Below are 13549 nucleotides of genomic sequence, written 5' to 3'. Positions count from 1 at the left end.
CGCTGTAAAGAACGACACCGACTATATGGCTACCGGTTCGCAGGGGGCACCGGCAGACACATATCGGTTCTTCAGAACTGACCACACGATTAACAATACCCAGAACATCAACAACGTGAATGAGCCAGGCTTGTTCCCGCAGATGATTAACTTTTCTACTGCAACTAATGCGCCTGTAGCCGGTGGCTACGGTTACATAGCGAACCTGGGGCGCATAAACAAGGTGAACAGCGACTGGTCACTTTGCCAGATATCTTATCCTCACTCGATCGGTACCGATTCAGGCAGGATGTTTTATCGCGGCTGGAATACAAATACATGGGGAGCATGGAAGGAAGTAACGACATCCGCGGTTTCAGATGCAACTGCCAAGAACATCGGTGATGACCTGGACCCTGAAGAGGCGCTGCTGAATATCTGCCGGATGGAGTTCAAGCACTTCACATTTAAGAATGATGAAACACAGACCCAACGGCGCGGGGTGATATCACAGCAAATTGAAACGATCGATCCAGAATACGTCAAAGAAATTGGCGGCCTGCTGCACCTCGATCAGACGCCAATGTTGCTCGATGCGCTGGCTGCCATTAAAGCCCTGGCTATCCGCGTCAGCGCATTAGAGGAAGACGCTATACCTCCGGTTCCTGGCTCATTCGCTGGTTAAACAGAGAGTCTGACGGCATATCCAGGCGAACATCGATCCAGCTGTTCGCGGGGACATCCATCAGTTCTCCTTTCGTTTTGATGATCTCTCCGTCATCGCTCAGCATGTATTTGCGCTTAAACAGGCGGATTGTCAGCTCGCCATTGTCGGTTTGCTCTGCCTCAACTACACCCAGCCCTCCCATGCCGCCAGGGTCCATCGGCGGCAGTAACTGCCACCCCTCAGACGCCAGACCTGCCGAACCGGTGAGAACGTAAAAACCTACGTCGCGGCGGGAAAGGGTTATGCCCTCGGCCTCAGCGTTCGCTGTGCCGCATCCGCACCATACAAAACCATCCTCTGCTATATCGGCGCGCTGGCAGGCCTCCTTGCTCGCTACGATACGGGCAACTGGTGACGCTGCTTTTAAGGTGCCGTCACTAGCCTTAGTCGTATTTGCCGTACCGTAAATTGTATTAGTCTGAAATAGCTGATTCGCCATGTCGCTCTGAGTGGTAGTGACTGTAGACAGAGTTCCATTCCGATAATTGATACATAGCAACGCATATGTATCGCGGGTCTTGATAAATACTGCAGGAGAATAAGAAGGAATTACATAGAGAGGGGTATCTGTTCTCGCAAAAGAATTACCTCTGGCGGTGAGGGTCTGGAATGTTGCAAGGAGAGAGGTATCACTGACAGTCAGGGTATCTCCACCTAATCCAAACGCCCCCACCTGCATGACGTTTCCGGTCGTAGTTCCTACGTCCTTAGTGGCGCTACTTCCCAAACCGACGTTTTATAGATTGCTCTTGAGCGGCCTGGCCGATAACTTCACCTGATTTTTTTGCAGAAATAACTGGGTGGAAAATATGCAAATTGGCTATGTAAGGGTGTCAACAAATGACCAAAATACGGATCTTCAGCAGCAAGCACTCGAACGCGCAGGATGTGAACAGATTTTCGAAGAAAAAATGAGCGGTACTGTGGCAAACCGACCAGCGCTTAAAAAGCTTCTGAGAACGCTGAATGAGGGCGATACGCTTGTGGTCTGGAAGCTGGATCGTCTTGGTCGTAGCATGCGTAATTTGGTGCTGCTGGTGGATGAACTACGTCAGCGTGGCATCCACTTCAAGAGCCTCACGGACAGCATTGATACATCAAGCCCGATGGGCCGCTTCATCTTTCATATCATGTCAGCTCTGGCTGAAATGGAGAGGGAGTTGATAGTGGAGCGCAAACGGAGTGGATCGGAAGCAGGTGGCGATCATTTACGATGTGGCCGTTTGTACTCTATATAAAAAATTCCCAGTAAATAAAGACGTTACACGAACTTCAACACATTAAAATTCATCCGGGTTATTCGATGTGCTTATGCCAATTTTGATCAGGCTCAATACTATCAAGCCAAGAGCAACAACTACGGTACTTGCGATTATAAACGTTGCCATGTTGAACCTTTTTTATGAACTTTTCATTTAGACAATACGGAACTGCAAACGTTCAGAACAAAAAATTCTTAGTATGAGAGCAGGATGTTTGATGTTTCGGACAGCCATATGTAAAAATGAGCTACGGTTGCTGGGCACTGTTCGGTAATTCGAATATTGAATGTTACAACCATGAAGATTCTGTTTGTACATAAGCTTCATGTAACAAGAGGATCTACTGAAAGGAATGATGAGAGATGTGTGGGGGCTTACCGTAGTTGAATTTATTGCTATCAAGCGGAATCTTGAGAATATTTCTGATACATGGTCAGATCTCTGGGCAATGTTGTATCTGAGTCAGGCTAAGCCCGGACAGCTTCTTGGGGCAAAGTTTGATGATGTGAGCCATGATATTCTTGTTCTTTCAGCCACAAAAGGACTGAGGGAAAGATGCATTGCTCTTAAGCCAGGAGTTAAAAGAATTCTCCACTCCCGCAGGGAGAAGTATCCTGAAGATGTGTTTTTGTTTCAGAGCCATTCACATCGTACCAAGACAACTCCAAGCCCGGTAACGTTAGTTGCATTTAATGCGGCACTGAAAAGGGCATCTATTGGAGTGACCGCAAAAACAGTGAGTAGTAAAAGTGCTTATTATTTAACGCCACTAAGATGAAGTGCCGTTCAATATCGGAAAAGTACGATGGGTAGTGGTGCATGTCTGCGTAGTTGAAGGTATGCACGAAGCGAACACGGGCTTTGCTAATCATTCACCAGCCACATATTTGCGTCTTCAAACATTTCCTCCAGCATGCGGTTCAGCTTTTCCCGATCGCTTTTGCTGGCGTTGCTGTTTAAGGCGTTCGCCTGCATCGGCTTTACCTTCACTTCGGCATCAGGAAAAATCTGGTGCACCCGCTTCGTTAGTTCAGCCAGGATGATCTCTCTGGCCCCTTGGAGCCCATCAACATTACGTTTGTCATATACCAATTCAACGAACATAAATACACCCTTGATACTGTTTGTATATACAGTATTAAAAGCGCGGTAGGTTTGTCTGTCAAGATGCCAGATGCAAGTAGTCGTGTTTTGGGGCGTTCGTTGAAGTGAATTTTAAGCCAACTCGCCTAGAACGCTGATGGTGTCTGGTGTTGACATAATTCAGCCATGGGGCATGGATGGGGCAAAAGTGGTCTGTGAAGTTCGTTAAAGTTCGTTAATAATGCTTTGCCTCGATGTCGCTCATCCCTTGTTTAATGCGCTCCTGGACGATCTTTATCGATTTTAAAAATTATGAGTTCATATTATACAAATGTAGCTAAAAAGGGCGTTGTGCCTGAAAAGATGAACATTCTGCATAGCGCGTTTTACACAACAGGAATATATTGAATCGTTACTCGACAAACGATGCATAAGGTTTTCTATGACACAACAGCCACAAGCTAAATACCGCCACGACTATCGTGCGCCGGAATACCTGATAAGCGATATCGATCTGACTTTCGACCTGGATGCCACAAAAACCGTGGTGACGGCGGTAAGCCAGGTGACGCGCCAGAGCGCGACAGCCGTGCCGCTGCGTCTGGATGGTGAAGACCTGACGCTGGTTTCCCTGCATATTAACGATGAAGCCTGGTCAGACTATAAAGAAGAAGGCAACCAGCTGGTCATCGACAACCTGCCGGAACGCTTTACCCTGCGCATCGTGAATGAAATTAGCCCTGCCGCCAATACCGCGCTGGAAGGACTTTACCAGTCAGGCGTAGCCCTGTGTACCCAGTGTGAAGCCGAAGGTTTCCGCCACATTACCTGGTATCTGGATCGCCCGGACGTCCTGGCGCGCTTTACCACCAAAATTATTGCCGACAAAACGCTGTACCCGTACCTGCTTTCCAACGGCAACCGGATTGGTGAAGGGGAACTGGAGAATGGCCGTCACTGGGTACAGTGGCAGGATCCGTTCCCGAAACCCTGCTATCTGTTTGCGCTGGTGGCGGGAGATTTCGATGTCCTGCGCGACACCTTTAAAACGCGCTCTGGCCGTGAAGTCGCGCTGGAGCTGTTCGTGGACCGTGGCAACCTTGACCGCGCACCGTGGGCAATGACCTCCCTCATCAACTCCATGAAGTGGGATGAAACGCGCTTTGGCCTCGAATATGACCTCGACATCTATATGATCGTTGCGGTCGATTTCTTCAACATGGGCGCGATGGAGAATAAAGGTCTTAACATCTTTAACTCTAAATACGTGCTGGCGCGTACCGATACCGCCACGGATAAAGATTACCTCGATATCGAACGCGTTATCGGCCACGAATATTTCCATAACTGGACCGGGAACCGCGTCACCTGTCGCGACTGGTTCCAACTGAGCCTGAAAGAGGGATTAACCGTCTTCCGCGATCAGGAGTTCAGCTCCGATCTGGGATCGCGGGCGGTGAACCGCATCAACAACGTGCGCACCATGCGTGGTCTGCAATTTGCAGAAGATGCCAGCCCAATGGCCCATCCGATCCGCCCGGATAAAGTCATTGAGATGAATAACTTCTACACCCTGACGGTGTATGAAAAAGGCGCTGAAATTATCCGTATGATCCACACCCTGCTGGGCGAAGAGAATTTCCAGAAAGGGATGCAGCTCTACTTCGAACGCCACGACGGCAGTGCGGCCACCTGCGACGATTTCGTCCAGGCGATGGAGGACGCCTCTAACGTCGATCTGTCTCATTTCCGCCGCTGGTACAGCCAGGCCGGTACGCCGATTGTGACGGTCAAAGACGACTACAACCCGGAAACCGAGCAGTACACGCTGACCATCAGCCAGCGCACGCCGCCAACGGCCGAGCAGGAAGAGAAACATCCGCTGCACATTCCGTTCAGCGTTGAGCTATACGACAACGAAGGCAACGTGATCCCGTTACAGAAGGGCGGCCACCCGGTGCATAACGTGCTGAACGTGACCCAGGCAGAGCAGACCTTTATCTTCGATAACGTCTATTTCCAGCCCGTTCCTGCCCTGCTGTGCGAATTCTCCGCGCCGGTGAAACTCGAATATAAGTGGAGCGATCAGCAGCTGACGTTCCTGATGCGTCACGCGCGCAACGATTTCTCGCGCTGGGATGCGGCACAAAGCCTGCTAGCGACTTACATCAAGCTGAACGTCAACCGTTACCAGCAGGGCCAGCCGCTGACGCTGCCGGTTCATGTGGCAGACGCGTTCCGTGCCATCCTGCTGGATGAGAACATTGACCCGGCGCTGGCGGCTGAAATTTTAACGCTGCCTTCTGCGACTGAAATCGCCGAGCTGTTTGACATCATCGACCCGATTGCCATCGTCGCCGTGCGTGAAGCGCTGACCCGCACGCTGGCGACCGAACTGGCAGATGAGTTCCTCGCCATTTACAACGCCAACAAGCTGGACGCGTATCGGGTGGAACATGCGGGTATCGGTAAACGTTCCCTGCGCAATACCTGCCTGCGCTATCTGGCGTTTGGTGAGGCAGAGCTGGCGAACACGCTGGTCAGCAAGCAGTACCACGAAGCCGATAACATGACGGATGCCCTGGCCGCGCTGGCCGCAAGCGTTGCCGCCGAGCTGCCGTGCCGCGATGCGCTGATGCAGGAGTACGACGACAAGTGGTATCAGGATGGTCTGGTGATGGACAAGTGGTTCATCCTTCAGGCCACCAGCCCGGCAGCCGATGTACTCAGCAAAGTACGCAGCCTGCTGAAGCACCGTTCGTTCACCATGAGCAACCCGAACCGCGTCCGCTCTCTGATTGGTGCCTTCGCCAGCAGCAACCCGGCCGCGTTCCATGCCGAAGACGGCAGCGGTTATCAGTTCATGGTTGAAATGCTGACCGAGCTGAACAGCCGTAACCCGCAGGTGGCGTCTCGTCTGATTGAGCCGCTGATCCGCCTGAAACGTTACGATGCGCAGCGTCAGGCGAAAATGCGCGCCGCGCTTGAGCAGCTGAAAGGGCTGGAAAATCTGTCTGGCGATCTGTACGAGAAGATTGCTAAGGCGCTGGCCTGATGTAAAAAAGCCCGGTGGCGCTACGCTTACCGGGCCTACGTGGGGTCGCGGGGCATCGGTTTTCTCCCTCTCCCTGTGGGAGAGGGCCGGGGTGAGGGCATCAGGCATTAGCCTTTATCCGCTGAATCTCCGCTTCCCCACGTTTCATCACCCGATCCAGTACTTCGGCTTCCAGCTCCGCCAGTCTGGCCGATCCCACGCGGCGAGGACGTGGAATATCTACCGTCAGATCCAGACCAATTTTGCCCTCTTCTATTAACAGCACCCTGTCTGCCATTGCCACGGCTTCACTGACATCATGCGTCACCAGCAGTACCGTAAAGCCGTGCGTCTGCCAGAGGGTTTCAATCAGATCCTGCATCTCGATCCGCGTCAGGGCATCAAGCGCGCCGAGCGGTTCATCAAGCAGCAACAGGCCGGGACGGTGAATCAGCGCGCGAGCCAGCGCTACGCGCTGCTTTTGTCCACCCGACAGGGCCGCAGGCCACTCTCCCGCGCGATTCTCCAGCCCTACCGCAGCGAGTGCCTGCCGGGCGTCCTCCCGCCAGCTGCCCTTCAGGCCCAGCCCGACGTTATCCATCACCGTTTTCCACGGCAGCAGACGCGCGTCCTGAAACATCATGCGCGTATCATCCTGAATCGTGGCCAGCGGCGTAGTGCCTGCCAGAATGTCACCGCTGTTTGGCGCTTCCAGCCCGGCTAAAAGACGCAGCAGGGTACTCTTGCCGCCACCGCTGCGGCCGACAACGGCCACAAACTGTCCGGCAGGAATATGCAGATCCAGTGCATTCAGAATGGTGTTGTCGCCGTAGCGTTTGGTCACGCCGTTCAGCAGTAACGGTGTTCCCTGGTTCAGTCGTGCAGTATTCATGCTTTCGCCTCCTGAGCGGTGTAGGCCGGGTTCCAGCGCAGCCAGCTACGTTCCAGCCACTGGGCGCTGACGTCCGCAAGTTTGCCGAGCAGGGCATAAAGGATAATGGCAACCACCACCACGTCCGTTTGCAGGAACTCGCGGGCGTTCATCGCCAGATAACCAATGCCGGAGTTAGCCGAAATGGTTTCCGCCACGATCAGGGTTAGCCACATCAGGCCGAGCGCAAAACGCACCCCAACCATAATGGAGGGCAGGGCGCCCGGCAGGATCACATGGGTAAACAGGGCAAAACCTGACAGGCCATAGCTGCGGGCCATCTCCACCAGACCGCGATCGATATTACGGATCCCATGCCAGGTATTGATATAAATCGGGAATAACGTTCCCAGCGCCACGAGGAAAATTTTGGCGCTCTCATCAATGCCAAACCACAGGATAACCAGCGGAATAAGCGCCAGATGCGGCACGTTGCGCAGCATCTGAACGGAGGTATCCAGCAGCCGCTCACCCCAGCGTGACAGGCCGCTGATCAGCCCCAGCGTCAGGCCGATGCTTCCGCCAATCGAAAAGCCAATTACCGCGCGCCAGGAGCTGATGGCAAGATGTTGCCACAGCTCACCGCTGGCGCTTAGCGACCAGAACGCTTCCACAACGCCCTCCGGAGAGGGCAAAATGCGGCTCGACAGCCAGCCAGTTGAAGACGCCAGTTGCCAGACGAGGACAATGCCGACGGGCAGAAACCACGGCGCGGCGCGCAGCAGCCATTTTTGTGCGGTTGCAGACATGGTGGCTCCTTAGCTTTGCGCGACTTTTCTCGGGATAAACGCGTTCGCCACGGCTTCGCCCTGCAACTGAAGCTGACGTGGCTGCGGAATTTCCGGGATAGCGACATCCAGATGCGGGAACAGCAGTTCACCCACCTTGTACGCCTCCTCCAGATGTGGGTAGCCAGACAGGATAAAGCTGTCGATCCCCAGCGCCGCGTATTCATTAATGCGTGCCGCTACGGTTGGACCGTCGCCGACCAGTGCCGTGCCGGCACCGCCGCGCACCAGACCTACCCCGGCCCACAGGTTCGGGCTGATCTCAAGATTTTCACGCTTGCCGTTGTGCAGGGAAGCCATCCGATGCTGGCCCACGGAGTCGGTTTTGGCAAACGCCGCCTGTGCTTTAGCGATAGTGTCGTCGTCCAGATGAGCGATCAGACGGTCGGCGGCTTGCCAGGCCTCGTCGTTGGTTTCACGTACGATCACGTGCAGGCGAATACCAAAGCGTACCGTACGGCCATGTTCTGCGGCTTTAGCGCGTACCTGAGCAATTTTCTCTTTCACCAGCTCCGGTGGCTCGCCCCAGGTCAGATAGAGATCGACCTGCTCAGCCGCCAGCTCCTGCGCCACGTCCGACGATCCGCCGAAATAGAGGGGAGGGCGCGGCTGCTGTACCGGCGGGAAGTAGAGCTGTGCATCGCGAACGTGGATATGTTTCCCTTCGAAGGTGACGGTTTCCCCTTCCAGCAGACGTCGCCAGACGCGGGTGAACTCTGCGGAGGCTTCATAGCGCTCGGTATGATCGAGGAAGACGCCATCGCCCGCCAGCTCCTGCGGATCGCTGCCCGTCACCAGGTTGAACAGCGCACGGCCGTTGGAAAGCCTGTCCAGCGTTGCCGCCTGACGCGCCGCGACGGTTGGCGACACCACGCTCGGGCGCAAGGCTACCAGGAATTTCAGGCGCTGGGTGACGGGGATCATTGACGCGGCAACCAGCCACGCATCCTCACACGAGCGGCCCGTCGGGATCAGTACCCCGGTAAAACCGATGCGGTCTGCCGCCTGGGCGATCTGCTGTAGATAGCCGTGATCGACCGGGCGGGCGCCTTCTTCTGTGCCAAGATAGTGTCCATCACCGTGGGTGGGTAAAAACCAGAAAAGATTCAGACTCATGATTTTTTTCCTTCAATGCCAGCGGGTTGCCAGATGCGTTCGCGAATATTCACCTGCTTTGGAACCAGGCGGTTTTGATAAAAGAGGTCTGCCGTTTGCTGCTGGAGAGCGGCAACGTGGGCGTCAACCGGTGCTATGGTGGTGGGAGGACGGTGGTCAAGATAAGTGGCGATCACCGGTTCAGGCAGGCCCATGGTTTTTGCCAGCAGCGTGATGCTCTGCTGACGCTGGCTTTGGGTCAGCGCATCGGCCTGAGAGAAGGTATCCAGCACCTGCTGAATAAATGCGCCATTTTTCTCAGCGTAAGGACGTGCCGCCAGGTAGAACGAACCGGTCTGCTTCAGGGTGGTGCCGTCTTTCAGCACCCGCACACCGCCCTGCAACAGTGCGGCGGAGTAGTACGGATCCCAGATAGCCCAGGCATCAACATTTTTTTGCTGAAACGCCGCGCGCGCATCGGCAGGCGTCAGGTAAACGGGCTGGATATCGGTGAATTTTAGGCCGGCCTCCTGCAACGCGCGCAGCAGAAGGTTGTGCGAGCTTGAACCTTTCTGGAAAGCAACCTTATGGCCTTTGAGGTCGGCGACGCTTTTGATCTCGCTGTTTTCCGGCACCAAAATAACCTCTGCCTTCGGCTTGGCGGGCTCAACGCCAACGTAAACCAGATCCGCCCCGGCAGCCTGCGCAAAGATTGGCGGGATATCGCCGGTGCTGCCTAAATCAATACTCCCGACGTTCAGCGCCTCCAGCATCTGTGGTCCGGCAGGGAACTCGACCCATGAGAATTTGGTCTCCGGGAAACGCTTCTCAAGCAACGCATGGCTTTTCGCCAGCACCATGCTGACGCTGCCTTTCTGATAACCGATACGCAGGCTCTCCGGCGCTTTCTCCGCCGCCTGAGCCAGCGACGCCACTGCCAGCAGACCTGCCAGCCCGATACGGGTAACTGTTTTAAACATGCGCCACTCCTTGTGATTGATGAAATGCTGCCGCGTGGCGATCCCGACGGTTCAGGGCGTGCCAGAAGGTGTCGAGCGCACTGTCGAGGCGCGTTTGCAGATTCGGCGTGAAATGGGGTTTATGCTGGTAGTCGATTACCTGTGAGTCGTCAGCGAAGACGCCATGCAGGATCTCCTGCGCTTTCAGCGCGTTCAGAACCGGCTTGAGGGCATAACCCACCGCCAGTAAATGGGCTACCGTACCGCCTGTGGCCAGCGGCAGGACGACCTTACCGTCCAGCGCGCGTTCGGGCAGCAGATCGAGCAGCGTTTTCAGTGCGCCGGAAAAAGAGGCTTTATAAATCGGTGTCGCGACGACCAGCCCGTCAGCACTCTTAAGTTGTTCGATCAGGGTTTTCAGCGCCGGGCTGTCGAAACGGGCGTAGAGCAGATCTTCAGGCGCGAAATTGTGCAAATTCCAGTGACACACTTCGACATCCAGAGCATTAAGCTTTTCGCGAGCGTATTCCAGCAGTGCGCTGGAGCGAGAGGGGAAGCGGGGGCTTCCGGCCAGGGTAATGACGCGCATGGTTGCTCCTTATAACTAATTGTTTGCTTTTATCTAACATTCATAACAATTTTCAGGAGTGTGACATTGCGTGGTTATTCCACTAAATGATTTATCCTCAGGATGAATGCAGAAAAATGCATAAGAAGCGAACCGATAAGTAAACGATTGCGTTTTACGTGGCTTTTTTGCCACAGGTCAATTCCCTTTCCGGGCGGAATCGCACATAATCCCCTCCCGGTTTGCACACCGGGAATCCAGGAGAGTTCATGTACTACCCCTTCGTTCGTAAAGCCCTTTTCCAGCTCGATCCTGAGCGCGCTCATGAATTTACATTTCAGCAGTTACGCCGTATTACAGGAACGCCTCTGGCCGCGCTGGTGCGTCAAAACGTGCCGGAAAAACCAGTTCAGTGCATGGGCCTGACTTTCAAAAATCCACTGGGCCTGGCGGCCGGTCTGGACAAAAATGGCGAATGCATTGATGCACTCGGTGCGATGGGCTTTGGCTCGATCGAAATCGGGACGGTGACGCCGCGTCCGCAGCCGGGAAATGACAAGCCACGTCTGTTTCGCCTGGTTGAAGCCGAGGGGCTGATCAACCGCATGGGCTTTAATAACCTTGGCGTCGATCATCTGGTTGAGAACGTTAAGAAAGCCCATTTTGATGGCGTGCTGGGTATTAATATTGGCAAAAATAAAGACACGCCGGTCGAGCAGGGTAAAGATGACTATCTGATTTGTATGGAAAAAGTCTATGCCTATGCCGGTTATATTGCGGTGAATATATCTTCGCCTAACACCCCAGGGCTGCGTTCATTACAATATGGCGAAGCGCTCGACGATCTTCTTGGCGCCATTAAAAATAAACAAACGGCGCTACAGGCGATCCACCATAAATATGTTCCGGTCGCGGTTAAGATCGCCCCGGATCTTTCGGCAGAAGAATTGATCCAGGTTGCTGACAGTTTAGTTCGCCATAATATTGATGGTGTGATTGCAACCAATACAACACTCGATCGCTCTCTCGTTCAGGGAATGAAAAACTGTGACGAAGCGGGTGGATTAAGTGGCCGTCCGGTACAATTAAAAAGCACCGAAATTATTCGCGCACTCTCCGCAGAATTAAAAGGTCAGCTGCCGATTATTGGCGTGGGTGGCATTGACTCTGTCATCGCTGCACGTGAGAAGATGGCGGCAGGTGCATCGCTGGTGCAAATTTATTCCGGCTTTATTTTTAAAGGGCCGCCGCTGATTAAAGAAATCGTCACGCATATCTAATCTTTTCTCTTAATCAGACAACCAGGGCTTTATTTCCAGCCCTGGTTGTTTTATATTCCGTCATTGTTGCTTATTTAAACATTATAGTCTTTTATTACTAGTGTTATAAGCGAAGCGGCAAACAGGACATTTTTAGTACAGGACGTTTAGGGGACGGGAGAGAAACATGCGAATTAAACCTGACGATAACTGGCGCTGGTATTTTTGTGACGAGCATGACCGTATGATGCTCGACTTAGCCAATGGCATGTTGTTTCGCTCTCGTTTTGCGCGCCGAATGTTAACGCCAGACGCGTTTGCTCCCTCAGGCTTTTGCGTTGACGACGCTGCACTCTATTTCTCTTTTGAAGAAAAATGCCGTGAGTTCGATCTCTCCAAAGAACAGCGCGCTGAACTGGTACTAAATGCGCTGGTGGCGATCCGTTTCCTGAAACCGCAAATGCCGAAAAGCTGGCATTTTCTCGCCCACGGCATGTGCTGGACCCCGGCTATCGGCGATGCGGCGAGCGTCAATCTGAGCGATACCGAAGAAGAGGTGAATTTGCTGGTGGTTGAACCCGGTGAAAACGCTGCGCTCTGTTTGCTGGCCCAACCCGGCGTGACCATTGCCGGGCGAGTTATGCAGTTAGGTGATGCCATCAAAGTGATGAATGACAGGCTGAAGCCACAGCTGCGCGTTGATTCCTTCAGCCTTGAACAGGCAGTTTAAGCTTCCAGCTGTACGGATGTTTTCGGGACACAGCTACAGCACAGGATCGTGCCGTCACTGCCAATCGCAGATTTCTTCAGCGCACTTACTTCACCATCGACCAGTTTAATGCGACAGCATCCGCAAATCCCCGCGCGACAGGAATACGGTACGCGGATACCTGCCTGTTCCAGCTGTTCCAGTAGCACCTGCTGATTGTTACCACGGATAACCTTGCCTTCCCAGTGAATATCCACCGCGGAAGCGACGTTGGTGACAACGTCAACCATCTCTTCTTCCTGACCTGCGCCGTACACCCTGGCAGGCCCGCGGGTGAGGATTTCGACCTCGTCGCCCACGCGGATCACGCCGCTGGAGCGGGGGATCAGGTTCTGGCCGAAGTCGACATCGCCGTTATCCTGCGCGGTACGAAATGACTGCAAGGTTTTCAGCGGTTCGCCGGAAGGGTGTTTCTGACCTTTCTCCGGGCTGACGGTGGTAAAAATACAGCGGCTGCACGGCTTCACGACATCAAAAATAACGCTGCCGATGCGGATCACTTTCCAGGTATCTTCATCCCAGGCATCCGCTCCGGTCACCACCAGATTCGGGCGAAACTGCTCCATCCGCACGCTGGCTTTGCAACGGTTTTGTAAATCACGCAGCGAGGCCTCGCTGGTCAGCAGGAAGGGAAAACCATCGGCGAAGGAGAGAGGAACCGCATCGTGGCGCTTCACGCGACGGGTCAGCGCAGGCCCAACCCAGCGCAGCTGAACGTCACGGGAGAAAAAGCCGCTCAGCCACTGGTTAATGTTATCCGGCGCGATACGCGCGGTAAAATGATTGCCCCACACTTCCGTTGGCGCATCAAGCGGCGCAAAATCAGCAAAGCGGATCACGACGCTTGAACCGTCCGGCGCAGTCAAATGCAGCCCGTCATGAAGCGGGGAAGGGGTAAAGCGAACCATCTGCGGGAACTGACGTGCGGTGATAAACGTACCGTCAGGCTCGGTGACCATAAAAATACGATCGAAGGCGAATCCGCTCATATCGGCCAGCGCGTGAGAGACGCCGATGCCGCGCATGGATTTCACCGGATGAATAAAAAGCCTGGATAACGTCGCCACTGCACACTCCCGCTAAAGAAAATAAGCC

13 protein-coding genes and 1 pseudogene are annotated in these 13549 nt (G+C 54.0%); 6 read left to right on the top strand and 8 right to left on the bottom strand.

The annotated features are described in order from the left end of the window. On the top strand, nucleotides 1-664 hold a 664-nt coding region (locus IMQ56_RS19790), incomplete at its 5' end, for a pyocin knob domain-containing S74 family peptidase (protein ID WP_196065241.1). Here IMQ56_RS19790 and IMQ56_RS19785 read toward each other — a convergent pair. After that, nucleotides 630-1385: a hypothetical protein gene (locus IMQ56_RS19785; protein WP_230326207.1), complete on the bottom strand. Its 756-nt coding sequence runs from the start codon at nucleotides 1383-1385 to the stop codon at nucleotides 630-632. The two genes, IMQ56_RS19790 and IMQ56_RS19785, sit on opposite strands and share 35 nt — an antisense overlap. A 130-nt stretch (nucleotides 1386-1515) precedes the next feature. On the opposite strand from IMQ56_RS19785, the pseudogene IMQ56_RS19780 reads away from it, so the two are divergent. Next, nucleotides 1516-1990 (top strand): annotated as a pseudogene (locus IMQ56_RS19780) (recombinase family protein). A 330-nt stretch (nucleotides 1991-2320) separates the two neighbouring features. Beyond that, nucleotides 2321-2746, top strand: a complete 426-nt coding sequence (locus tag IMQ56_RS19775) for a hypothetical protein (RefSeq protein WP_133058704.1) — start codon at nucleotides 2321-2323, stop codon at nucleotides 2744-2746. 86 nt (nucleotides 2747-2832) lie between these two features. On the opposite strand, the gene IMQ56_RS19770 is transcribed toward IMQ56_RS19775, so the two are convergent. Further along, on the bottom strand, nucleotides 2833-3072 hold the full coding sequence (locus IMQ56_RS19770; protein WP_196063677.1) for a DinI family protein: 240 nt from the start codon (nucleotides 3070-3072) through the stop codon (nucleotides 2833-2835). A 421-nt stretch (nucleotides 3073-3493) separates the two neighbouring features. On the opposite strand from IMQ56_RS19770, the gene pepN reads away from it, so the two are divergent. Beyond that, nucleotides 3494-6106: an aminopeptidase N gene (gene pepN, locus IMQ56_RS19765; RefSeq protein ID WP_196063676.1), complete on the top strand. Its 2613-nt coding sequence runs from the start codon at nucleotides 3494-3496 to the stop codon at nucleotides 6104-6106. 100 nt (nucleotides 6107-6206) lie between these two features. Here pepN and ssuB read toward each other — a convergent pair whose 3' ends face one another. Genes ssuB through ssuE form a run of 5 tightly spaced genes read right to left on the bottom strand, consistent with a single transcriptional unit; the run spans nucleotide 6207 to nucleotide 10447 of the window. Further along, nucleotides 6207-6977 (bottom strand): aliphatic sulfonates ABC transporter ATP-binding protein, encoded by a 771-nt coding sequence (gene ssuB, locus IMQ56_RS19760; RefSeq protein WP_015570909.1) that lies wholly within the window; start codon nucleotides 6975-6977, stop codon nucleotides 6207-6209. Further along, on the bottom strand, nucleotides 6974-7765 hold the full coding sequence (ssuC, locus tag IMQ56_RS19755; protein ID WP_003858185.1) for an aliphatic sulfonate ABC transporter permease SsuC: 792 nt from the start codon (nucleotides 7763-7765) through the stop codon (nucleotides 6974-6976). The genes ssuB and ssuC overlap by 4 nt, the downstream gene beginning before the upstream one ends. Nucleotides 7766-7774: 9 nt before the next feature. Then, complete coding sequence (ssuD, locus tag IMQ56_RS19750; protein WP_017384817.1) at nucleotides 7775-8920, bottom strand: FMNH2-dependent alkanesulfonate monooxygenase; 1146 nt, start codon at nucleotides 8918-8920, stop codon at nucleotides 7775-7777. Beyond that, a complete protein-coding gene (locus tag IMQ56_RS19745) occupies nucleotides 8917-9879 on the bottom strand; it encodes a sulfonate ABC transporter substrate-binding protein (protein ID WP_023303399.1) in 963 nt (320 codons plus the stop codon). The genes ssuD and IMQ56_RS19745 overlap by 4 nt, the downstream gene beginning before the upstream one ends. Continuing rightward, the gene (ssuE, locus tag IMQ56_RS19740; RefSeq protein ID WP_196063675.1) at nucleotides 9872-10447 is read right to left on the bottom strand and encodes an NADPH-dependent FMN reductase; all 576 of its coding nucleotides are present in this window, start codon (nucleotides 10445-10447) and stop codon (nucleotides 9872-9874) included. Before ssuE ends, IMQ56_RS19745 begins: the two co-directional genes overlap by 8 nt. Before the next feature lie 248 nt (nucleotides 10448-10695). Here ssuE and pyrD point away from each other — a divergent pair, with 248 nt between their 5' ends. Together pyrD and zapC are read left to right on the top strand one after the other, a co-directional pair. After that, nucleotides 10696-11706 carry a quinone-dependent dihydroorotate dehydrogenase gene (gene pyrD, locus IMQ56_RS19735; protein WP_023299739.1) on the top strand — a complete coding sequence of 337 codons (1011 nt, stop codon included), beginning with the start codon at nucleotides 10696-10698 and terminating at the stop codon, nucleotides 11704-11706. A gap of 166 nt (nucleotides 11707-11872) precedes the next feature. Next, nucleotides 11873-12415, top strand: coding sequence for a cell division protein ZapC (gene zapC, locus IMQ56_RS19730; RefSeq protein ID WP_015570906.1), 543 nt, complete (start codon nucleotides 11873-11875; stop codon nucleotides 12413-12415). Here zapC and IMQ56_RS19725 read toward each other — a convergent pair. Beyond that, on the bottom strand, nucleotides 12412-13521 hold the full coding sequence (locus IMQ56_RS19725; protein WP_059294847.1) for a YcbX family protein: 1110 nt from the start codon (nucleotides 13519-13521) through the stop codon (nucleotides 12412-12414). The genes zapC and IMQ56_RS19725 overlap by 4 nt on opposite strands. Nucleotides 13522-13549 lie beyond the last annotated feature (28 nt).

The sequence above is a fragment of the Enterobacter sp. Res13-Sevr-PEC09-46 genome (assembly GCF_015672585.1).
Classification (GTDB): domain Bacteria; phylum Pseudomonadota; class Gammaproteobacteria; order Enterobacterales; family Enterobacteriaceae; genus Enterobacter; species Enterobacter hormaechei_C.
This window is presented reverse-complemented; position numbering and strand designations above follow the sequence as displayed.